This is a genomic window from Larkinella sp. C7 (genome assembly GCF_006149005.1).
GTDB lineage: Bacteria > Bacteroidota > Bacteroidia > Cytophagales > Spirosomataceae > Larkinella.
The window spans coordinates 91528-116078 of sequence record NZ_VBSL01000016.1 but is presented as its reverse complement, the minus strand read 5'-3'; the positions used below and the strand labels follow the sequence as shown (position 1 = coordinate 116078).

15 protein-coding genes are annotated in these 24551 nt (G+C 53.8%); all 15 read left to right on the top strand.

What is annotated here, in order from left to right; all coding sequences use genetic code 11:
• Positions 1-78 precede the first annotated feature (78 nt).
• A complete protein-coding gene (locus tag FH871_RS26970; RefSeq protein ID WP_138994522.1) occupies positions 79-1524 on the top strand; it encodes a RagB/SusD family nutrient uptake outer membrane protein in 1446 nt (481 codons plus the stop codon).
• Between the two features lie 28 nt (positions 1525-1552).
• A complete protein-coding gene (locus FH871_RS26965; protein ID WP_138994521.1) occupies positions 1553-3019 on the top strand; it encodes an FAD-dependent oxidoreductase in 1467 nt (488 codons plus the stop codon).
• Positions 3019-4419, top strand: coding sequence for a sialate O-acetylesterase (locus tag FH871_RS26960; protein ID WP_171062966.1), 1401 nt, complete (start codon positions 3019-3021; stop codon positions 4417-4419). The genes FH871_RS26965 and FH871_RS26960 overlap by 1 nt, the downstream gene beginning before the upstream one ends.
• Before the next feature lie 270 nt (positions 4420-4689).
• A complete protein-coding gene (locus FH871_RS26955; protein WP_171062965.1) occupies positions 4690-5319 on the top strand; it encodes an RNA polymerase sigma-70 factor in 630 nt (209 codons plus the stop codon).
• A gap of 99 nt (positions 5320-5418) precedes the next feature.
• Positions 5419-6426, top strand: a complete 1008-nt coding sequence (locus FH871_RS26950) for a FecR family protein (RefSeq protein WP_138994518.1) — start codon at positions 5419-5421, stop codon at positions 6424-6426.
• Positions 6427-6450: 24 nt separating this feature from the next.
• Complete coding sequence (locus FH871_RS26945) at positions 6451-9894, top strand: TonB-dependent receptor (protein WP_229317612.1); 3444 nt, start codon at positions 6451-6453, stop codon at positions 9892-9894.
• A 19-nt stretch (positions 9895-9913) separates the two neighbouring features.
• Positions 9914-11410: a RagB/SusD family nutrient uptake outer membrane protein gene (locus tag FH871_RS26940; RefSeq protein ID WP_138994517.1), complete on the top strand. Its 1497-nt coding sequence runs from the start codon at positions 9914-9916 to the stop codon at positions 11408-11410.
• A 47-nt stretch (positions 11411-11457) separates the two neighbouring features.
• Complete coding sequence (locus tag FH871_RS26935; RefSeq protein ID WP_229317611.1) at positions 11458-12732, top strand: hypothetical protein; 1275 nt, start codon at positions 11458-11460, stop codon at positions 12730-12732.
• 9 nt (positions 12733-12741) lie between these two features.
• Positions 12742-14097, top strand: coding sequence for a hypothetical protein (locus FH871_RS26930; RefSeq protein ID WP_138994515.1), 1356 nt, complete (start codon positions 12742-12744; stop codon positions 14095-14097).
• Positions 14098-14220: 123 nt separating this feature from the next.
• Positions 14221-14799 (top strand): RNA polymerase sigma-70 factor, encoded by a 579-nt coding sequence (locus FH871_RS26925; RefSeq protein WP_138994514.1) that lies wholly within the window; start codon positions 14221-14223, stop codon positions 14797-14799.
• 902 nt (positions 14800-15701) lie between these two features.
• Positions 15702-16730, top strand: coding sequence for a FecR family protein (locus FH871_RS26920; protein WP_138994513.1), 1029 nt, complete (start codon positions 15702-15704; stop codon positions 16728-16730).
• Positions 16731-17030: 300 nt separating this feature from the next.
• Positions 17031-20336 carry a SusC/RagA family TonB-linked outer membrane protein gene (locus tag FH871_RS26915; protein WP_138994512.1) on the top strand — a complete coding sequence of 1102 codons (3306 nt, stop codon included), beginning with the start codon at positions 17031-17033 and terminating at the stop codon, positions 20334-20336.
• A gap of 126 nt (positions 20337-20462) precedes the next feature.
• Positions 20463-21899 carry a RagB/SusD family nutrient uptake outer membrane protein gene (locus FH871_RS26910; RefSeq protein WP_138994511.1) on the top strand — a complete coding sequence of 479 codons (1437 nt, stop codon included), beginning with the start codon at positions 20463-20465 and terminating at the stop codon, positions 21897-21899.
• A gap of 99 nt (positions 21900-21998) precedes the next feature.
• Positions 21999-23381, top strand: coding sequence for an FAD-dependent oxidoreductase (locus FH871_RS26905; protein ID WP_138994510.1), 1383 nt, complete (start codon positions 21999-22001; stop codon positions 23379-23381).
• An 8-nt stretch (positions 23382-23389) separates the two neighbouring features.
• Positions 23390-24544 (top strand): hypothetical protein, encoded by a 1155-nt coding sequence (locus FH871_RS26900; RefSeq protein WP_138994509.1) that lies wholly within the window; start codon positions 23390-23392, stop codon positions 24542-24544.
• The last annotated feature ends 7 nt before the right edge of the window (positions 24545-24551 follow it).

The window sequence follows — 24551 nt, the reverse complement described above, 5'->3', positions numbered from 1 at the left end:
TCATTCAATTGCTTCATGTCCCTGCACTCAATCGCTCATTCACTCATCGCACCGGCGACCCGGTCACTCATTAGAAAGATGAAAGCAATACAATTCCTTCTCCCCATGCTCTTCCTGATGTCCTGTGAGGATGTTTTGAAGGAGGAGCCGAAAACGCTGGCGGTTGAAACCTTCTACAACACGAAAGTAGAGGTAGAAGCGGCCACCAACGCCATTTACACCCCTTTGCGCAGCAGTTCGACCAACGGCATGGGCGTCTACATCGCCGTACTGGAAGGCCACATCGATTATGCGTATGGCCGGGGCAGTTACGCCGTCCTGAACAATTTTCAGGGACTCGATAACGTCAACATCAGCCGGGTTTCGGGTGCCTGGGAAGCCTATTACCTCAGCATCCGGAATGCCAATCTGGTGATTAAAAATGCCCCCAACGGCAACGCGATCAGCAAGGCCGATGTCGCCGGTTTTGTAGCCGAAGCCAAATTCCTGCGGGCATTCAGCTACTTTCACCTGGTACGCAACTGGGGCGGTGTGCCGATCCGGACGGAAGCCAACATGACCGAGATCGACGCCAAACGCAATACCGTCGACGAAGTCTACGCCCTGATTCTGGCCGATCTGAAAGAAGCCGAAACCAACCTGCCCGACCAGGTGACGCAACCGGGACGACCCACCAAGTGGGCCGCGAAAACCATGCTGGCGGATGTCTATTTGCAATTGGCAAAATTTGCCGATGCCCGTGACAAGGCCGATGAGGTAATCAAGTCGGGGAAATTTTCGCTGATTCCGGTGACGACGTCCGACGACTTTCAGAAGGTATTTGGTCCGGATTTGATCACCACGCCGGAAGAGATTTTCTACCTGAAATTCTCCCGCCAGCCCGCGCAGGGCAACCTCTTTCCAACCTTGACCAATCACCCCGGAACCAAATTTCTGGGCGGTGGCGGTGGCGTTTTTGGCCTGCATGGCGACAACACCAATCCGGTTTACAAAACCTGGGATAACGCGGATTTGCGCAAGGGAATCTGGTATTCCTGGAACATCGGCATCGGTGCTACATCGTTGCTGAGCAAAAAATTCATCGATCCGAATTCGCTCGAATTTGCCGGTGCGGGGAATGATGTGCCCTGGTACCGGTATGCCGACCTGCTCCTGATTTATGCCGAAGCTGCGGGCCGGGCCGGAAATGTGCCAACGGCGGCCGCCATGGAAGCCCTCAATCAGGTCCACCGCCGGGCGTATGGCAAGACCCCAACAGCGGTGTCCACCGTCGATTTCAAGCTGGAAGACTATCCGACAACGGCGGCTTTCCTGAATCTGGTCGTCAAAGAGCGCGGCTATGAATTTCAGTACGAAGGCAAACGGTGGCTGGAGTTGAAACGGACGGGAAAAGCGCAGGAGATTATTCTGGCCGCCAAAGGGAAAACCATTGCCGACAAACATTTTCTGTGGCCGATCCCGGTTTCTGAACTGAATTACAACAAGGCAATCGATCCGGTGAAAGACCAGAATCCGGGGTATTGATTTTTAACGACTTACCAGCAAACGCATCATGGAACCCAACGATAAAAAAAACGAACTCTCCTCTCTGTTTAACCTGAACCGCCGGAAATTCCTGCGTTCTGCGGCCCTGGGCACCACGGCTCTTTCCGGTCTTGGCTTAACAAATGGGGAAGCTGCCGAACCAAAAGACGCTACCAAATTTTCGGAACCTTCCCGCGATCTGCCCATTAAAGGTGATGTCGATGTCATCGTATGCGGGGGCGGTCCCGCCGGGATTGCAGCCGCCATCGCTGCCGCCCGCGCCGGTGCCCGAACGCAGTTGCTCGAAATCCACGGCTGTCTGGGGGGCGTCTGGACGGCGGGTTTATTGACGTACATCTTTGACTTTAACAAACCGGGTCTGACGAAAGAGATCATCCAGAAACTCGACGAACGCGACGCCCGGCGCAACAAGGTTCCGGATCAGTTTGTCTATGCGCCGGATGAGATGAAGGTGCTGCTCGAAGAAATGTGCGCCGAAGCGGGCGTAAAATTCCTGCTGCATACCCGCGTGGCAGCTGCTTACAAAGACAAAAATCAGGTGACAACCGTCATCACCGAATCGAAATCGGGGCGGCAGGCCTGGAAGGCGAAAGTATTTATCGATGCCACCGGCGACGGTGATCTGGGCGCTCAGGCCGGCAATAGCTGGGAAATTGGCAAAGGCGGTGATACCTGTCCGTGTCAGCCGCTGACCCTCAATACGTTGGCGGTTGTGAAAGATGCCGCTGCGCTGAAACCGTACATTTCGTTTTACCAGGACGACAACGGCAAAGCCAACATGGACTGGCACGTGAAAGCGACGAAAGAATTTATGAAAGAGATCAACCGCGCCGGTATTACGCCTTCCTACGGGATGCCCACGCTGTTCCTGATTCGCGATAATCTGGTGATGGTGATGGTTAATCACGAATACAACATCAAGGCCTTCGATGCCGATGAAATTACGGAAGCCACTGTGCGGGCGCGGGCGGAGGTATACAGCATTGTCCGTGGTCTGAACAAACTTGGCGGGCCGTGGGAAGGGATTCAGATAGTGGCAACCCCCGAGCAGATCGGCATCCGGGATGGTCGCCGGATACACGGTCGGTATACGGTTACCAAAGAGGATCTGGCGATGGGTGCCCGGCACCAGGATGCCGTCGTTCGGCCCACGTTCGGCGTCGATATTCACGCTTCCGACCGCAAAACCAACGAGACGGAAACCATTTCGCGGGGTGGTATTAAAATGATCCCGTATGACATTCCCTTGCGGGCGCTGATTGCCAAAGACGTCGACGGGCTGATGATGGCCGGTCGTTGCATCAGCGGTGATTTTACGGCCCACGCCAGCTACCGCGTCACCGGCAATGCCGTGGCAATGGGCGAAGCCGCCGGGGTGGTGGCCGCCCTGGCCGCTAAAAGCAAGCGATTACCCCACGAGGTGCCATGGAGCGAAGCCGTGGCAGTGTTGACCAAACTCGGCATGCGCGGCTGATGAAAACCGCCCTGCTGCTGTGGCTATTGCTCCTTTCCCGTGCGCAGGCCGAGGTGGTTTTGCCTTCGATTCTGGCGTCGGACATGGTGTTGCAACAGGAAACCGACGTGGCCCTTTGGGGCTGGGCGAATCCGACCGAAAAAATAACCGTCACCGCCAGTTGGGATCACCGGCCGGTGAGCGTCACCGGTGCAGCCGATGCGACCTGGAAAATCCGGTTGCGGACGCCGAAAAGTGGTGGGCCGTATGTCATTACGATTCAGGGAAACAATACGGTTTTGCTGACCAACATCCTGATTGGCGAAGTCTGGCTGTGTTCGGGGCAGTCGAACATGGCGTTGACTGCGGCCGGAGGGGTGAAGGATGCCCGGGCTGAATTGCCAACGGCCCACAACCCCAACATGCGGTTTTTTAAGATGAACCGACGGGCGGCCGCTTCGCCCCAGAACGATGTGGGCGGAAACTGGTCGATTTGTGATTCGGTCAGTTTGAAACGATTCAGTGCCGTCGGGTACTTTTTTGGGAAGAAACTGCAAGCCCAACTCGGCGTTCCGATTGGCCTGATCGATATGTCGTGGGGCGGTTCCAAGATGGATACCTGGCTGCCCGAATCGCTCGTCAATCTGTACCCCGAAACCCGCCATTCGGGCCGGACGATGGTCAAAACGCCCTGGGCACCGAACGTTCCGGGCGTTTTGTTCAACGGCATGGTCGCGCCCATTACGCCGTTCGCCATTGCCGGGGTGATCTGGTACCAGGGCGAGTCGAACCGGCATTATGCACCGGCCTATTACCAATTGACGCGTTTGCTCGTGGAAAGCTGGCGCGGACGCTGGCAGACCGATTTTCCGTTTTATTTCGTCCAACTGGCTCCGTATCGCTACGGCGGAACGTTTGAAACGGCCCTGATTCGGGAGAATCAGACGAGGGCGATGGCTATTCCGAAAACCGGCATGGTGGTGACGACCGATCTGGTCGATAACCTGGAGGACATTCATCCGGCGTATAAAAAAGAAGTCGGGAACCGGCTGGCCAACTGGGCGTTGGCCGAAACCTATCATCAAAAAATCGATTCGTACAAAAGTCCGCAATACCGTTCCCTGCGCATCCACGGAAACCGTATGTGGCTGACCTTCGACCACGCGCCCAACGGCCTGATTGCCAGAACCGGGGTGCTGACGGAATTTGAGATCGCCGGAGCCGATCGGGTTTTCAGGAAAGCCCACGCCCGGATTCAACACAACACCGTAGAAGTTTGGGCCGATGGCGTCGAGAATCCCGTCGCCGTCCGGTTCGCGTTTCGGGACGCACCTGAACCCACATTATTCAGCCAGGAAGGTCTGCCGGTTATTCCGTTTCGGACGGATGATTGGGATCTGGGGCTTTTTAAGAAGGAATGATAAATGTAAAATGATAAACGCCAAATGTGAAAGTGTCCCCAGCTTGCACTTTTACATTTGGCGTTTATCATTCCCTTTTCTTTTCTTCCTTTTTTCGCAAAACTTTTTCTAAAAAAATCCCAACCGCCACTACGTATATTCGGCTTTGAATTTGTCTTTATTCCAAAGGGACTAAAAACCGGAAAATAGAAGTTTAAATCGTCGTGTATGCGGGCTGCTTTTACGCAAGAATCTTCGGAAAATACCGGTCGGAACAACGGCAGTGAATCGATGGCACACCGGCCCGGCGAGTCGGAGGAGACCGAACCGGTGACCACGCTGGATTCCGAATTGTTCATTCGCCGGACGTTCGGAACCGATCCGAAAAAAGGCTGCGAATTGCTTTTTCGGCTGTATTACAAACCGATGTGCACGCATGCCACCCGGTTTGTGTATTCCCGCGAAATTGCGGAAGATCTGGTGGCCGACATTTTCTACAACTTCTGGAACACCCAGGCATTCAGTCAGGTACAGCATTCGTACCGGGCGTATCTGTTCCGTTCGGTTCGCAACCGGGCCTACAATTACCTGATGAACGAGCTAAAAAAAAACGATCCGCTGGAGTCGGCCCTGCAGCAGGAATCGGCTTCCTCCGATGCGCCCGAACGCATGATGCAATTCGAGGAATTGTACCGGAAGGTGGACGAACTGGTGGGAACCTTGCCCCCGCAATGCCAGAAAGTGTTCATCATGAACCGGTTTGAGGGGAAGAAAAACCGGGAAATTGCCGACGAACTCCACCTGTCGATTCGTACCGTGGAAACCCACATCGGGAAAGCCCTGGCAACTTTGCGCAGTGGCCTGAAAGACAGTTGGATGTGGATGGCTTTGCTGGCAGGAATGACCGACTGGCCGGCCTGAAATTCCTCTTTTTAGGCCCTCCAACTACGTGTAGATCCCGCCCTTTTTGTCTAGCTAGAAACGGCGTTAAAGCAACAACCGCTTCCGACGAGCCAAACCATGAATCCGATGATTACGAAAGAACTGATGTTCGCGCATTTTGCCGGGAAGACCACCCCCTTGCAGAAGCGGCTGATCGAACAGTGGCTGCACGACGAAACCAACCAGGAATCGTTCTACCAGTGGCTGGTGGAATGGGAACGCCTGGCACCCCCGTATGTGCCGGAGCTGGACCAGGCCCTGGAGCGGTATGTGCAACACATGCAGGCCCATCCGTCGGTGGCAACCGTCAGCAGCGTGGAAACGTTGCGGGAAACCGGTCGAAGCTTCCGGTTTCCGATCCGCTGGCTGGCTGCCGCAGCGGTATTGATCGGGCTGGTTTTTGCGGGCTGGCTGGGTCGGAATCGGATTTATTACCAGACTTACCGGACGGATTTTGGGCAAACCCGCTCGCTGACGCTGTCGGATGGCAGCAAGGTGACGCTGAATGCCAATTCGGAATTGCAGGTGCCCCGGTTTGGGTTTGGAGCCGAAACCCGCGAGGTCGTTTTGTTCGGGGAAGCCTTCTTCTCAGTTACGCACCAGGCTGGACATCAGAAGTTTCTGGTGAAAACCCAGGGCGATTTTAACGTAACCGTTCTCGGAACCGAGTTCACCGTTTATTCCCGGACGCGGGGAGGGAAGGTGATGCTTCGCCGGGGAAAAGTGGAACTGAGTTACACCGAAAACCGCCAACGCCGGCAGGTGACGCTGAAACCGGGCGATCTGGCGACGTTCAGCCGACAGAGCCAACTGCAACTGCGGAGTCAGGTGGAGCCCGAAAAATATACGGCTTTTACGGAAAAACGCTTCGTTTTTGAAGACATGTCCCTGCGTGAGTTTGGCGATATGATCACGGAAAATTACGGCTTGCAGGTCGAAATCAGCAGCGACCAGCTCGCCCGGCGCACGCTGGTGGGATCGTTCCGCGCCGACAATGTAGACGATTTGCTCAATACCATTTCCGAAGTCTTTGGCATTCGGGTTGTCCGGCACGACGACACCGTCCGCTTTGTCGAAGACCACTAACCATTCCTAAACCCTTTTGATGTCATGAAAAGACCCTTACGAAAAACGCTCTGGGGTGGCTGTCTGTTTGCCTTGTTTTCCCTGATGAGCTTCCCAAACCGGGCCCAGACGTTTGCCCGCGCCCAGCAACCCACCGCCCGGCAGGAAAGCAATCCGGAAGTCCGCAAGCTGCGCGACGTGCTGAAGGATTTGAAAAACCACTACGGCGTGGATATTCTGTTCGAAGGCGGTTTGCTGGAAGGCGTTACCGTTCCGGCGGGGCGGCTGAATTACAACCGGAAGCTGGAAGTTAATCTGGACAAACTACTGAATGCAACCGGATTATACTACAAAAAAGTACAGAACGGCGCGTACCTGATTCTCGACAAAAAACAGGATCGCCGGAATGCCGACTCGCCGGAAGTGCTGCACCGCGTGAATGAAACCACGCCCGGTTTTTCTGCCCCCTTAACGGCCACGATTCCGCCGGTTCAGGAGCTGGTGGCATCCAGCCAGGCGAAAAATGCGGGCGATCAGACGATTGGCGGAACCGTCACCAGCGAAACCGGTGAAGGGCTGCCGGGTGTGAGTATCGTCATCAAAAATACCACGCGGGGAACCACCACCGATGCCGACGGAAAATTTAAACTCAGCATTCCAACTGGCGATGTGATTTTGATTTTTTCATTCGTCGGGTATCTGAATCAGGAAGTTGCGGTCGGAAACCGGACGGTTTTTGACGTTCAACTCGCTCCCGATACCAAGGCGTTGGGCGAAGTGGTCGTTGTCGGCTACGGCACCCGAATCAAAAGCTCCCTGACCGGGGCCATTGCTTCCGTCAAAGCTGAGGAACTGAAAGCAACGCCGGTAGCCAACCTGGCACAGGGGCTTCAGGGGCGCGTGAGCGGGCTGGACATGCGGCAAAATTCGGGAACGCCCGGCGGCAACATCAGCGTGCGCATCCGGGGGACGAACTCCATCAATGGCACTTCGGAACCGCTGTATGTGATCGACGGGATTCAGATTTCGGCTTCGTCGGGTGTCAATGCCGCCAATCCGCTTTCGCAGATCAATCCCTCCGACATTGAATCGGTAGAAGTGTTGAAAGATGCGGCAGCCACGGCCATCTACGGAGCCAGAGCAGCCAATGGCGTGGTGTTGATCACGACCAAACGGGGCAAAGACGGGGTGACGAACGTTTCGTACGACGGCTACATCGGTCAGCAGGAAACCACCCGGAAGCTGGGCATTCTGAATGCGACGCAGTTTGCCCAGTTGGAAAACGCCACCTATAGCCCCACTGTCGTCTATCCCAATCCGGAAGCCGTGGGTGCCGGAACCAATTACCTGGATTTGATTTTTCGCCAGGCCATGATTCAGAACCACCAGCTCTCGGTGAACACCGGCACGAACAAAACCCAGATTGCGCTCGGCGCGAATTATTTTAGTCAGGAAGGCATCATCAAAAAGACGGATTATGAACGGTATGCGCTCCGGGCCAACATCGACCACCGGATCAGTGAGCGGGTGAAGGTCGGCACCAGTCTGTATTACACCGCAACGGGTGAAAACCGGGTGAATGCGGGCGGAACGGGCGTAAACGTCACGAGCGCCCGTGAAGGGATTCTGGGCCGGGCCGTGGCGGCTCCGCCCACCTTGCGCCCTTTCCGACCGGACGGCAGCGTGTATTCCTTTGCCGATCAGTTCAACGGACGCTACCGGGAAACCGTCAATCCGATGGGCGAGCTGGCGAAGAAAAATTACACCAGCGGCAACCGGTTTCTGGGCAATCTGTACCTCGAAGTGATGATTTTCAAAGGGTTTACGTACCGCGCCAGCTTCAATGCCGATCTGTCCAACAGTTTGCAGGAACAGTATTCGCCCCGCTCCATTGTCGATTCGATTTCGCTGAACAATCCCAACGCCGTGAACGGGTCGGCCAGCAACAACAGCAGCTACGCCCGAACCTTGCTGCACGAAAGCATCCTGACCTACAAAACCCAGTTCGGTCAGAATCATACGCTCAATGCGACCGTGGTGTACGCAACGCAGTCGGATATTTTGCAGACCAATAACCAGACGGCTTCCGGTTTTGGCAACGACTTCACCGAAAACTGGTCCACCGCGAATGCCACGGTGTATGCGCTGTCGAGCTTCCGGAATAAAAGCAGCCTGAGTTCGTGGCTGGGGCGGGTGGGATATGGTTTTAAAGACCGGTATTTTCTGGATCTGACGGGTCGGGTGGATGGGTCCAGCAAGTTTGGTGCGAACAACAAATACGGTTTTTTCCCGGCAGTGTCGGCAGCCTGGCGGATCATCGAGGAGGAATTTATGAAACCCGTCAAGTTCATCAGTGACCTGAAGCTGCGGGCCAGTTACGGCGTGACCGGAAATGCGGGCGCCATCGGGCCGTACCAGTCGCTGGCAACCGTGAGCGGACAGGGTTACAACTACAATTTCAACAACATAACCCAAACTGGCATCAACCCAAGCGGGATTGCGAACCCGGATTTGAAGTGGGAGCAAGCGACGCAGCTTGACATTGGTCTGGATGCGGCTTTTCTCAATAACCGCTTGACTGTCGTCGCCGATTATTACCACAAACGCACTGATAACCTGTTGTTTACCAAAGCCCTGCCGATGTCGTCGGGCTACACGACCATCACGGGAAATTACGGTTCGATCCAGAACAAGGGGCTGGAACTGGGCCTGAGCGGCAAGATTCTGACGGGCGCGGTCAAATGGGAAGCTTCGGGAAACATCACGTTCAACAAAAACAAGGTGCTGGCGCTGGACGGTATTCAAAACGAAATCGCCCTGTCGAGCTATTCCATTCTGAAAGTCGGGCAACCGCTGGGCATCTACCGGACGTATATACTGGACGGCATCAACCAGACCGGCGAAACCTTTCTCCCCGGCTATGACGCCCGAACGGGTGGTTTTAAAATCAAGGATGTCAACGGCGACGGGAAAATCAGTACGGACGATCAGGTGATCGTCGGCAATGCGCAGCCGAAGTACTTTTTCGGGTTTTCGACGCTGGTGAAATACAAGAACTTTGAGTTGAGCGGTTTTGTGCAGGGCGTGCAGGGAAGTCGGCTATTCAACGGGTTCCGGTTCACGTTCGAAACGCCATCCGGGCAGGTCAATTTGCTGGAAGGAACGGCCAACCGCTGGTCGGCGACCAATCCCAACAACGAGTATGTCAAACCGGCGCAGGGCACGAATTTGCCGGTGGGCGATCGCTGGGTGGAAGACAATTCCTACATCCGGGTCAAAAATCTGACGCTGGCCTACAACCTGCCGCGCGTCAAATTTACCAAAGGTATTCGAGCCTATGTGGCTGGTAACAACCTGTTTACGCTGACCAAATACCAGGGATGGGACCCCGAATCCAATAATTACGGGAGTGCCAACGCGCTGTTTTACGACAACGGCACCTATCCGGCGGCCAAATCGTACGTAGTGGGTCTTCAGTGTACATTCTGATCCTAAACTCCTGACTTTCATGAAACGACCTTTTTCAACATCCATTCTGGTGGCGGTTCTGGCGGCCTTCGGGTTTAGTGCCTGCCAGGAATTAGACGAAACCGTTTATTCGTCGGTCATCACGACCAATTTTTACAAAAGTGCGCAGGACGCTGAAGCGGCTTTGACAGCGGCTTACGGGTCGATCAACGACCTGTTCGACCAGGCTCCCATTGTCTTTGCCGGTGATTTTGCCGGGGATCAGCTCTGGGTGAAACCGGTGGTGGGCCGCAATGTCTTTGCCGTTTACACCTACGATACCGATTATTCGGGGCCGAAAAGCTTTGGCCGAACCGCCGAAAGTCCCTACGGTTTATGGCAGTTTTGCTACAAGGGCATCGAGAACGCCAACTGGGTGATCGACCGGGTGCCGGCCATCGCGATGGAAACCAACCGCCGGAATGCCATTGTGGGCGAAGCCCTGTTCCTGCGGGCGTTCTACCATTTTACGCTGGCGAAAAACTTCGGAGATGTGGTCGTCCGGACCTCGCCCAGCCAGAGTGAATCGGACGCGCTGGTGGCGAAAAGTCCCAAAGCCGAGGTCTACAAACAGATTTTTAAGGATCTGGACGACGCCATTGCCAAGTTGCCGTCGTATGCGGCCTCCACGATCAAAGGGCGGGCTTCCAGAGAAGTGGCCATCGGGCTGTATGCTAAGGCGGCTTTGTATGCGGAAGACTGGACAACCGCCAAAACAAAATCAATCGAGGTCATCACGTCTGGAAAATACACGCTGATGCCGAATGTGCTCGATGTGTTCGACGTCGAAAAAGAGGATGCGGCCCGGCAGGAAAACATGTTTGCGTTTGAAGGCGATAACGCCACCCGGGCGCGCGGCACGACGTTGATGGGCTTCTGCGGCCCCGCCAACAGTGCCAGCCGGGATTACGGAAACACGACCTTCGGCTCCATTTTTGCCTTCCAGGCGTTTTTCGATTCGTTTAGTCCCACCGACAAACGGCGGCAATTGCTGGATACGAGCTTTGTCAGCGTCGCGGGGAAAGTGGTTCCGCAGAAGGAAATTACGCCCTATACCGTAAAAGGTGTGCTGATCAAAAAATACATGGATCGAAACTCGGTTGGCGCAAAAGGACGGAACAACGTACCGATGCTGCGGCTGGCGGATTTGTACCTGATTGCGTCGGAAGCAGAAGCCCGGCTGAACGGCCCGACGGCGACGGCCTACCAATACATCAACGCGATTCGAAACCGGGCGGGGCTGGCCAATCTCCCGACTGGGCTGAGTAAAGATGATTTTATCAAGGCGGTTTTGCAGGAACGGAGCTGGGAGTTTTTCGCCGAAGGCGACCGCTGGTACGACCTGACCCGCACCAACACGTTTCTGACGGTGATTCCGAAAGCGGTCAACGAAGTGTATCCAACCCGCGCCCCCCAACCCAAACACCGGTATTACCCGATTCCGCTGGATGAAATCCGGGCAAATCCGAAGCTGGAACAAAATCCGGACTGGAAATGAGGCAATATCGGAAAAATACGGTTTTATGTTTCGTCGGATTGATCCTAATGGTATTCAGTTCGTTTCAGCTAAAAACCGTAACGGTTTTCGAAGAAGCAAACCGCAAACTGGAAGCGAACGACAGCCTGAACGTTGAAAAAGCGCACCAGGAAATCTGGCGACGGTTTATCGACGAACATGCCATTCTGATCGATTTTGCGGATTTCAACGGCCACTTTGACCGTCCGACGGCGGCCGAGTTTCGGGAAAATAAACCCAATGCGCTGGGTTGGTGGACGCCGACCGAAAACGGTTCGATGTTTAACGGCTTGTATCTGGACGGCATTTGCCAGCGTTGGATGCACCGACGGAATGAAGCCGACCGGCAAAAGGCGAAGCGACTGGCGCAGGGTCTTTTGTTTCTGGCTTCGGTGGGCGACACCCCCGGTTTTATCGGGCGTGGCGTGGCGACGGACGGTAAAACGCCCCCGGCGATGGGATCGAACGATCAGACGTCACCCTGGTTTTACGGCCTCTGGCGCTACCTCGATTCCGGCATGCCCGACCCGCCCGAACGGCGGCAGATCATTGCCAAAATGACCGAAGTCGCCAACGCGTTGCTGGCGAATAACTGGCGGTTGCCGACCATGTCGTATGCCCCGGCACGGTTTCGCAACTCGTTTGCCACGTTCAACTGGGAGGGCGCGCCCCGCTTGTTGTTCATCCTGAAAGCGATGCACCAGTTGACCGGCGACGCTAACTGGGATAAACGCTATCAGAAAGCGGCCCGTGAAGTGGGCGGGGAAGCCCAACGTAGCCGTCTCCAGATTTGTGCGGAAGGCATGAAATTCGATGTTCCCAAGCAATTTCGCTGGACGGGCGTGTCGAGTACCGTGGATGTGCGGGCATTGTGGGAAATGGAAAAAGACCCGGTTCTGCGAAAAGCGTACGAAGATGGGCTGAATGCCAGTGCGCGCAGTGCCGCCAGCGGGATCAGTCTATGGCATCAGTTCGATCTCAACGATCAGAAAACGTTTCTGCACGACTGGCGGACGCTGAACCAGTGGTGGAAACCGCAACACAGCGAACAGGACGCGCTGGACGTATCCCAAACGGAATTGAATGAGCTGGTCAAATTGTCTCCGCGCCGGAATCAGGAACTGGGCTTCGTCCGCGAACCGCTCTGGATGGCGTGGATTGTGACGATGGCCCCCGACCGGAAGCTGGTAGACCCGCATCGGGCCGAAATTCGGGGTGCCCTGGCTCATTTTCGGGCCGACAAACTCTATTATTCCCAATTTTTTCCCGCCGAAGCTGTCTGGTTTCGTCTTCAGCATCCGTAACGAATCAAAATGAAAAAGGATCTCCGGCTTTCTCAAGGGGTTTTTACTACGGTTTTATCAGTGATTGGTATACTGTTTTTGTCACCCGGCTGTGCCCAAAACCGGTCAGTTTCGCCGTCCGATGATTCGCTCGGGAATCAGATTGAGTTGGCTAGCCAGGAAATTGAAAAGCGGTTTCTGAGTCCGCAAACCGGTATTCTGTACGATTACGCCGGACGGGACGGTACCAATTTTATTCCAACCCCGGAAGAATGTCAATCGGATAAACCGAACGGGCTGGCGTGGTGGTCGCCCATCGAAAACGGGGCATTTTTCAACGGGATTTACCTCGACGGACTGTGCAATCGCTGGAAAATAACCCGAAAAAAAGAGGATGCTTTGGCGGCCCGCAAGATAGCCGATGGCCTGGTTTTGCTGGCAACGGTTGGCAAGGCCCCCGGTTTTATTGCGCGGGGCATTTCGACCGATGGAAAGAGCCACCACGTCGCTGGTTCCGACGACCAGACCGGGCCGTGGTTCTACGGTTTATGGCGGTATATCAAAAGTGGTATTCCCGATCAGAATGAGAAAATCCGGTTGATCAATCTGATGGAATCGGTGGGAAAGGCCCTGGAAAAAACAAACTGGCAGTTGCCGTGTGACCGGGATGGGTACGGTTTTCGTGGAAACCTGACCGATAAAGGCTGCCGGATTTCGGTCCGGCTGGTGTTTATTTACCGGGCGTTGTACGATGTGACGAAAAATAAACACTGGCTGGACGGCTACCACCAGCGGTTAAACGAGATTCCCGAAGGCGATTCGATGAACCGACTGGAAGTGTGTTCGGCGGGGCTTCCATACGAAACCGTCAATCCGGAAAAAGGCAACAAAACCGAAAATGAATTCTGGATTACCGGGATTTCACAGGCCATGCTGAAGGCCCTGGTCGGACTGGAAGAAAACCCGGAACGGCGTGAAAAATTCCGGAAAGGCTTACTGGCGGGAGCTGAACGGGCGGCTCTGCATTTGTCACGCTACAAAAACTTCGACAACGCCCACGACCTGGCATTTACCGAAAACTGGCGGGTTATGAATACGCTGTGGAAACCGCAGCCCGACATTGCCACCACGCTCGAGGTGGCGCTTCAACAGGTTCGGGAGTGGAATAAGCTGTCACCCGCCCGTGGCTATGAAGACAAACACATGCGCGAACCGCTGTTCGCCTGTTGGGTAGTCCTTTTGTCTGGCAACAAAGAATTGGTTGCCCGGTATCAGCCGGAATTGAAACGGATGCTGAAGCATTATGATTGGAAGCGGTTGTATACGTCCCGGTTTTTTGTGGTCATCCCGGCCTATTATGAAGCGAAGCTTAATGAGCTTTTATAATGACGATTCCATTAAATAATCGGTTTCGGTAGGAAAAAGAACCAGTCCTGAAAAATTAAAAAACCGTTACGTTTTGAAATATTTGGAGATTTGTTACAATTTTGGTAATAAATCGCCCCGTAAATGCCCCGCCAGGAACGCACTGATGCTGAATTGTTAGACCTGCTCCGCGACGATGACGAACAGGCTTTCAGGGAGTTGTATGACCGGTATTGGTATAAAATGTACGTCGTGGCCCACCGCAAACTTCGGCGAAAAGAGGTGGCCGAAGAACTGGCGCAGGAACTATTTGTGATGCTTTGGCAGAAGCGTGACTCCCTCCGTATTCTGAATTTGTCGGCTTTTCTGGGTATCACGCTCAAAAACCTGATGGTAGACTACATCCGTCGGAACATTCTGGAAGAACACTACCTCGATCAACTCCGGTTGTTTTTCCCGGTAGAAACGTTTACAACCACCGAAACCGTCCAACTGAACGAACTGACGGAAGCCATTCAGAACACACTGGCGCAGCTTCCTGAGAAAACCCGCGAGGTGTTCATCCTTCGGCGGTTTGAGCAATTGTCGATCCGCGAAATTGCCCAGCGGCTGGAATTGTCCGAAAAAGCCATCGAATACCACCTTTCCCGTTCCACTGCCTTTCTCCGCCAAAACCTGCGCGATTTCGTCGCGGTTTGGGTGTTATTTTTTCTTTACCCCTAAATCCCGAAACATCGGGTTTGCTACAAAATGGACCATCCCTACGGGATTTTTTAGATTTTCCTGTGGGACGTGATTTCTACAAAATGGGGCATCCCTACGGGATTTTTTGTTTTTCTTGTAGGACCGGGTTTCTACAAAATGGACTATCTCTACGGGATTTTTTAGATTTTCCTGTGGGACGTGATTGCTACAAAATGGGCCATCCCTACGGGATTTTTTGAATTTTCCTGTAGGACGTGATTGCTACAAAATGGGCCATCCCCACGGGATTTTTTGAATTTTCCTGTAGGACGTGATTGCTACAAAATGGGCCATCCCCACGGGATTTTTTGGTTTTTCCTGTGGATGTGGTTCTACAAATTGGGCCATCCCCACGGGATTTTTTGAATTTTCCTGTAGGACGTGATTTCTACAAAATGGGCCATCCCTAAGGGATTTTTTGGTTTTTCCTGTAGATGTGGTTCTACAAAATGGGTCATCCCCACGGGATTTTTTGGTTTTTGATGTGGACCCGGGTTTGCTATAAAATGGACCATCCCTACGGGATTATTTTTGGTTTTTTGCGGGTGCGGTTTCTACAAAATGAATCATCCCTACGGGATTTTTTGATTTTTTCCTGTGGATGCGTTTTCTACAAAATGAGGCATCCCTACGGGATTTTTTAGATTTTTTTGCGGATGTGGTAGCGCCATCCGTCCCGTAGGGATGGTTCATTTTGTAGCAAAGGCGTTCGTTTGTAAATGAATGAGTCCCGTAGGGATGATCCATTTTGTAGGGTTTTTCTGGAAACCCCAATCGCTTTTAAGGGTGTCAAAAGAATAAATCTCAAAAAAATCGAATCAGACCCTTAGGGATTTTCGAGAGTTGTTCGTCTATGCCTTTTGAACGAACCACGCAGCCCGATGGATAGTGCGAAATACCAGGAATTACTGGCCAAATACCTGAACGGTGATTGCTCCGATGAAGAGCGGGCGCTGATTGACCAGTGGTATGCGTCGCTGGATGCGGAGGTAGATTTGCCGGCCACGGCTGATGAGAAGAAGCAACTGCTGGCCCGAAACTGGCAGGACCTGAGCCAGCGAACGCTGAAATCCAAACCGGTCCGTCCACTTCATTTCCGGCCTTACTGGGCAGCCGCTGCGGTTTTGGCGGTATTGTTGGGCGTCGGCTGGTATTTCCAGCGTTGGAAAAACGCTACCGTACCAGCACAACCGTTCGGAATTTCGGCGGCAAAACCGTCCTTTCTTGAGAAGACCAATACCTCGACCCTTCCCGAGCGAATCACCCTGAGCGACCGGAGTGTGGTCACGCTGGAACCCGGTAGCAAAATCCGGTACCCGGCCACGTTCACCGGCCAGAAGCGGGAAGTCACGCTGACGGGCGAGGCTTTTTTCGAGGTGCAGAAAAATCCGCACCAACCGTTTCTGGTGTATTCGAATGATCTGATAACCAAAGTATTAGGGACCAGTTTTCGCATTAAAGCCAATGCGGCCAACCGGAACATCACGGTGTCGGTGCGGACGGGGCGCGTGTCGGTGTATTCCCCCACGCTGGCAACGGCGGCCAAAACCAAATCCGACCCCGAAACCATTGGCGTGGTCCTGACGCCGAACCAGCAGGTGACCTACCTGGATCTGGAGCACCGGCTGGTGAAAACGCTGGTGGAAAAACCGGTCGTGCTGGTTCAAAAAACCGAACTCCCCACCTTCACGTTTCAGAACGCGCCGATCTCGGTGCTGATGACGGCCATCGAGAAAACGTACGGCGTCGATGTGGTGTACGACGAGGAGGTGATGAGCAACTGCTTCATTACGACCTCGCTGGAGCAGGAAGACCTGTACGACAAACTGAACATCATTTGTAAACTGCTGGGAGCCAGCTACAAGGTGATCGACGCCCAGATCGTCATTTCCGGGCCGGGTTGCCAGTAGTGAAAACGTTCAGGGGCAACAGCGAAAGTCTATGAAATTTACCACGGGCCAGGAGGCTCACCGTTCCATTCTAAACTAAAACGCTAAACCATTAACACGAAACCGTAAACTAAAAACCAAAAAAGAAGGTCGGTGATGGGTCCAAGCATCACCGACCGGATCAAGCCCCAGCCGCCGGATCGTGTTCCGACGCATCTTTTCAGATGTGCAGGGCTTCTTTGTCTTTGCCTAAATCCTCAAACAAAAACATCCAAAGGTATGAAATTACCTCGAATCTCTCACGCATTCGTCCTTACCCTTATGCGTATCACGTTTACCCAACTGATTTGCACTTTTCTGGTCGTGGGGGTTACTTACGCCAAAACCGTCAGCGCGCAGGCGCTGCTGGAACAACCCGTTACGCTGTCGATTGAGAATAAGGAGATTAGTGTCGTTTTATCCAGAATCGAAAAGGTGGCGAAGGTGACGTTTTCGTACATCCCGCAGCAGATTCATGCCGACCGCCGGGTGTCGCTCAACGTCACCAACCAGCCTTTGTCCAGCGTACTGGATCAGCTTTTCCGCAATGCCGCCGTGTCGTATGAAGTCGTGGGCCGGAAGCAGATTCTGCTCAGCAAACCGCCGGTTTCGCCCGCCATCAATCCCGGGTTTTCACCAAAAAGTACCCAGATCGAAACGGAAAAACCGCTGGATCGCGCCATTACCGGAAAAGTGACGGACGAAAAAGGCGAAGGCTTGCCGGGCGTGAGTGTGGTGGTCAAAAACACGACGCGCGGCACCAGCACCGATGCCGACGGGCGGTTTAAACTGAATGTGCCGGACAATGCAACGACACTGGTTTTCTCGTTCGTGGGCTATTTGAGTCAGGAAGCTGAGATTGGAAACCGCACGGATCTGGCGGTCGATCTGAAAGTCGATACCAAAAGCCTGGAGGAAGTGGTGGTGGTGGGCTACGGAACCGTTAAAAAAAGCGACCTGACCGGTTCGTTATCGCAGGTCAAATCCAAGGAACTGAACGCTTTTCCAAACAGCAATGTGTTGCAGGCGTTGTCGGGCCGGGCGGCTGGCGTGCAGGTTTTGCAGAATACCGGCGCGCCCGGAGCCGGAGTCAGCGTTCGGATTCGGGGTACCAACTCCATTCAGGGCAGCAACGAGCCGCTGTATGTCGTGGACGGTTTTCCGATTTCGGGCAGCAATCCGACGGCCCTCAACAACTCGGATATTGAAAGCATTGAGATTCTGAAAGATGCCTCGGCCACGGCCATCTACGGGTCGCGGGGCGCTAACGGCGTCGTGATCATTACCACCAAACGCGGAAAAACCGGCAAAACCAACGTCGATTTCGAGACCAGTTACACCAGCCAGAAGCTGATCAAAAAACTGGATCTGATGAATGCGAAAGAATACGCAACGTTTTACAACGAACAGGCCCTCAACGATAAATTATCCCCTTACTTCACACAGGCGCAGATCGACGGTTTTGGCGAGGGGTTCGACTGGCAGGATCTGGTCTTTCAGAAAGCACCCATGATCACCTCGGCGCTGAACATCAGCGGGGGGAATGAGAAAACCCAGTTTTCGGTGTCGGGGAGTGTGTTCAATCAGGATGGTATTGTCAAAGGCAGCGATTACAAACGGTATTCACTGCGGGCCAATGTCAATCACGAGATCAGCAAGAAGTTCAGTGTCAACCTCTCCAGCACACTGACGCGGCTGAACACGGGGCGCAAAGACAGTGGGGGAGGGAGCCGGGGGAACTCGATGATTTCGGGGGCGATTTCGGCCCCGCCGACGCTGACACCCTACAAGGATGACGGCACGTATCGTGTGTTGGCCACCTCGTATCCCTTTGTCGCGACGGATTTGATCAATCCGCTGAATTTTATCAATGAACAATCCGACCAGATCAGGGCAAACCTGGCGCTGGTGAACGCGGCTTTGATTTTTCGTCCCATTCCCGATCTGACCATCAAGATTGCGGGCGGTATCGAAAACCGGGATGACCGCACCGACTCCTACCGTACCCGCAATTTTGTGAACTCGGCGGGCGTCGCCAATGTCAGTACGAATCAGATTACCAGCCTGTTGAGCGAAAATACGATCAGCTATACCAAAAGTTTTCAAAAGCACTCGGTGTCGGCCGTTGCCGGGTTTACCTACCAGGATTTTGTGAGTACGTCCCTGTCGGCGGGCGGGAACGGTTTTCTGAGCGACATCTTCGGCACGTATGACCTGAGTGCCTCCATCACGCCGGGCATTCCCAATTCCGGGTATTCCAAGTCGGTTTTGCTCTCGTATCTGGCCCGCGTCAATTACGGTTACGATGGGAAGTATTTACTGACGGCCAGTTTTCGGCGCGATGGTTCGTCCAAATACAGCGAAGGCGACAAGTGGGGCTTTTTTCCGTCGGCAGCTTTTGCCTGGCGAGTCTCCAACGAGGATTTCCTGAAAGAAAATACCGTTATCTCGGACCTGAAATTCCGGGCGAGCTGGGGGTTGACGGGCAGCCAGGCCATTGGCGCGTATGCCACCTTAAACCAGCTTTCGTCGGGCAAAACCGTGTATGACAATGCCTTATACAACACGTTTGCGCCCGGCACGCGCCTGCCCGGCAATCTGAAGTGGGAGACCACCGAACAGAAGGACGTAGGGATCGATCTGGGGATTCTGAAAAACCGGGTGACGTTTACGCTCGATTACTACATCAAAAATACCCGCGATTTGCTCAATACCGTCGTCCTGCCGTCGTCGCTGGGCTTTACGAGCACGATTCAGAACGTGGGGCAGGTGCAGAACAAGGGCTTCGAACTGGGCGTCGATTCGCGGATTCTTACCGGCGCTTTCAGGTGGGATCTGAATGCCAACCTTTCCCTGAACCGCAACAAAGTGGTGAAGTTGCAGGGGGGCGAGGACATTCTGGGCGGAACCGTGAGCGTCGTTGCGATCAACGATGTGACGAACATCCTGCGCGAAGGCCAGCCCATCGGGCGGTATTGGGGCTATGTGGAAGAGGGCTACGATGACAAAGGCAAAATCAAGTTCAAGGATCTCGACGGCGACGGGGCCATCAGCATCAAGGATAAAACGTACATCGGTGATCCGAATCCCACGTTTACGTTCGGCGTGAATTCGGCCATGAGCTACAAAAACTTCGATCTGACCATTTTCCTGCAAGGCGTTCAGGGCAACGATCTGTTCAACGCCAGCTCGATTGTCAACACGATGGACTACGGTTTTGGCCTCAACATGCCGAAGGAGGTTTTTTACAACCACTGGTCGCCCACCAATCCGAACGCGAAATACCCGATCATCAGCAATTCCAGCCGGACCAGTGTGTCGAACCGGTACATCGAAGACGGTTCCTATTTGCGGCTGAAGACCATTCAACTGGCCTATAACCTGCCGTTGCAAACCTGGGGTGTCAACTGGATTCGGAACGCGCAATTGTATGCCAGTGGACAGAACTTGCTGACGCTGACCAATTACTCGTGGTGGGACCCCGAAGTAAACTCCAACGGGGGAGCCAACTCGACCAGCCAGGGCGTTGATTTCAACAGTTATCCATCCTCCAAATCCGTCACCGTCGGCGTGCGGGTAGGGTTTTAAAATTATTGAGTGATTGAGCAAATGAGTGATTGAGTGAAAAGACCAGCGCTATTGTAGCTTCCAGGCTCGCCCAATTGCTTGATTATGTTTCACTCAATCACTCAATTACTCAATCGCAATTGAATTATGAAAAAGATATTCCTTCTCCTCTCGATACCCCTGCTTCTGACGGCTTGCGAAGACGCGCTGGTGGAAGCCCCCAAATCCATTGTGGTCGAAACGTTTTTTAACACGGCCAGCGATGTCGAAACGGCGGTGAATGCGATTTTTTCACCCCTGCGGAGCACCATGTATTCCAATTACGAAGCGACGCTCGAATGCCAGGCCGACTATGCCTCCGGGCGCGGAAGCTGGGCTCCGTTGCACGAGTTTCAGGGCTTCAACGACGCCAACATTTCGCGGGTGTCCGGTTTCTGGAATTCGTTTTACCTCAGCATTCGGAATGCCAATCTGGTGATTAAAAACGCCCCCACCGGTACGGCGATCAGCAAAGCCGATGTGGATCGGTACGTCGCCGAAGCGAAGTTTCTGCGGGCGTTCAATTACTTCCAGCTGGTGCGCAACTGGGGGGGCGTTCCGATTCGGACGGAAAGCAACATGACCGACATTGATCTGAAACGCAGCTCCGTCGATGAGGTGTATGCCCTGATTCTGGCCGATTTGAAAGAAGCTGAAACCAACCTCCCGGAAAAACCGGCTCAGGTGGGCCGACCGACGAAATGGGCCGCCAAGACCCTGCTGGCGGATGTGAATCTGCAACTGGGAAAATTTGCCGAAGCCCGCGATAAAGCCGAGGAAGTCATGAAGTCCAACCTGTTTTCGCTGGTGCCGGTGGCCACCAAAAATGACTTTCAAACCAAGGTGTTTGGGCCGGATCTGGTGTCGACATCGGAGGAGATTTTTTACCTGAAATACATGCGCCAGGTTGGCCAGGGGAATTACATGCTCTGGATCAGCAACCACCCGGATACGAAATTATTCAACTTCGGGGGCGCGTATGTGATTTACGTCGATGTGACCAGTACCTATTATAAATCCTGGGATGCCGGAGATCTTCGCAAGAGTATGTGGGATTTGATCAACTTCGGGCTGGGCGCCAACACGCTCGTGAGTTCGAAGTTTATCGACCAGGCTGCGGTCGGACAAAACGGCGCAGGGAACGATGATCCGGTGTATGGTTATTCGGATGTATTGCTGATCTACGCCGAAGCTTCGGCCAAAGCCGGGAATGGCCCCACGGCCGCTGGCATGGAAGCCCTGAATCAGGTGCATCGCCGGGCGTTCGGCAAAGCCCCCGCCGTGGCGTCGACGGTGGATTTCAAACTGGCCGATTACAACGCTGCGACGTTCGTTGATCTGGTTTTAAAAGAGCGGAGTTACGAATTTCAACTGGAAGGAAAACGCTGGCTGGACCTGAAACGAACCGGAACCGCCAAAGCCGTGATTCTGGCGGCCAAAGGCAAAGTCGTCGCCGACAAACACCTCCTATGGCCCATCCCGGTTTCGGAAATGAATTACAACAAAGCCCTGAACCCGGCGACGGATCAAAATTTGGGATATTAATGACCGGTTATACGGTTTTCAGTTTACGGTTGCTGACGCACGAAATAAGACGCGTTAGCAACCGTAAACCGTAAACCGTAAACTGAAAACCGTAAAAACATGGAAAAAATAAAAAGAAGATCGGCTTTAACCTCGCTCGGCGCACTCTCTTTCGGGATGGCCGTACCGACCTTATCAAAAGGCGAACGGCTGCGTGCGCCTTACAAACTGGTTCAGCAAACGCTGAAAACCGACATCCTGGTGATCGGCGGGGGAACGGCAGGTGTGGTGGCGGCCATTCAGGCGGCCCGGGCCGGACGCAAAACGATGTTGGTCGAAAACGGCAGTCAACTCGGTGGCACGACGACGACCGGCGGGGTGAATTATCCGGGGATCTTTTTTGCCTGGGGCAAGCAGGTCATCGGTGGCATCGGCTGGGAAATGGTACAGGAAGCCGTCGCTCTGAATGACGATACCTTACCTGATTTTTCAATTCCCCACGGCAAAAACCACCCCCGTCACCAGGTTCGTTTGAATGGGCAGTTGTATGCGATGCTGATCGAGGAAAAAGCCGTTGCCGCGGGCGTTCAAATCCGGTTTTACGAAACCCCCACCAGTGCAACCTTTCAGAAAGGAAGCTGGACGGTCCAAACCGTCGGCAAGGGAACCAGTACCCAAATCATCTGCAACCAGTTGATCGATTGCACCGGAAACGCCTACGCGGCTTCGCTGGCCGGTTTTCCACTGCTGCGGGAATCGGTCACGCAGCCCGGAACGCTGATGTTCCGGCTGGAAGGGTACGATTTTAAATCACTGGATCTAAAGCTGATCAAGGGCCGGTATGAGGAAGCCATCCAGAAAGGCGAACTTGTCAAAACCGACTTTCGCAACAACATCGTGGGCCTGTTGAAAAGCGCCGGGGACAACATCCAGCACGTGATGGGCGCCGATTCCACCACTTCCGAAACCCATACCGTGGCGAATTTGAAAGGGCGGTCGTCGCTGTTGACAACGCTGCGCTTCCTGCGAACGCTGCCCGGCTGTGAAAAAATCCGGCTGGCGGACGTGCAAAACGAAACCGCCGTGCGCGAAACCTACCGCATCGACGGCCATTATAAAATTACGCACGAAGATTATGTCACCGGGAAAGTCTTCGACGATGCGGTTTCGTATTCGTATTATCCCATTGACGTCCACGACGAAAACGGCGTTATTCCCGATCATTTAAAAGAAGGCGTGGTGCCGACGGTGCCGCTGCGGGCGTTGGTGCCGAAAAACAGCCGGAATTTTCTGGTGGCCGGACGGATGGTGAGCAGCGACCGGCTGGCGAATTCGGCGCTACGGGTGCAGGCATCCTGCATGGGCATGGGCCAGGCCGCCGGTGCTGCTGCGGTTTTAGCCAATTTGCAGAACAAAACACCGCTGGACGTGTCGATGAAAGACCTCCGGAAAATGATTGAAGAACACGGCGGAATCGTGCCGGTTTCGGCTCAAAAAGGGTGAATTTTGGTATGCGAAGTTGGCTCAGCATTGGTTTACTCAACGCGGTTATTCTAGCAATACTCCTGCTTTCGGCTTACCGGAAGCAGGACAAAATTCGCTATTTCCAGTCGCAAACGATTCCGCTAAAACCGGATACGATTCAAGCGTTTGTCAGCCAGTTTAAAGACGATGCGGGCAACGATACCCTGTTTCAGGTGCGGTCGAAAGAAGGGTATCCGGTTTCGTATTTCCGGAAAATCAAAACGAGCGTCTGCTTCGATAACAAATGCCGGTTGCTGGACATTGTGCTCTACTGGAACGTCACCGGGCGGTATCTGGGGTATGAACTGCCGGAAGGGGAATTCCTGAGTAAAACCGAGCACGAACCGTTCAAACCCGCCGAATACGCCCGGTTGAACGACCTGTTGGCCGATCCGTTTTCGCCACTGGCCAATTATTCGTACGAAGAACTGGTGCCCAAAGCGGATCTGGCGGCTTCGGGACTGGATGCGGTTTCGTCGGCAACCTCGAAAAATGTGCTGGATTACGTGGTCGAAGGGGCGGTGTATACGACCTACAAAATGTGGCATTTTGTGTACGGTGCCGCGCAAAAAGAAGTCATCAAATTGACCGAGAAACGGTTGTCGCCCGGTTTTCTGTTACAGGTGCTGGAAAGTCAGGATTCCAGCGATAAGATCTGGGCGCTGAACCACATTCGCGGGCAGGTCGAGCTGACGCCCGCGCTGCGAAATACCGTCCTGAGTTTCATCGATAACAACCGGTTTAATCTGGCCGAACGCGCCATCAACGCCTTGAGTCCGACCGAACTGAAATCGGATTCCTTGCAAAAAATGCTGTTTGAAAAATACCCCAAAGCGAATTACAGCCTGAAAAACCTGATCGTTACCAAATACAAAGAAGCCCCTCATCTCCATAGTTCGGTCAAGACCGCATTGGCCAATGCCCTGAAGTTGGCCAATGGTGAATTATTGACCAATATTCTGGATTTGTTCAAACAACACCGGGTGTCGGATCGCGAAACCGGTAGGATCATTGCCGACCTGCTGCAAAGTGACAATAATTTCCTGGCCCAAAAAGCGTTTATCTACCTGAAAAGTGCGAATATTGACGATCAACGTGTGACGGAGCAACTGAATGCCTACAAAACGAAGCACCATTTATAGTCGAAAC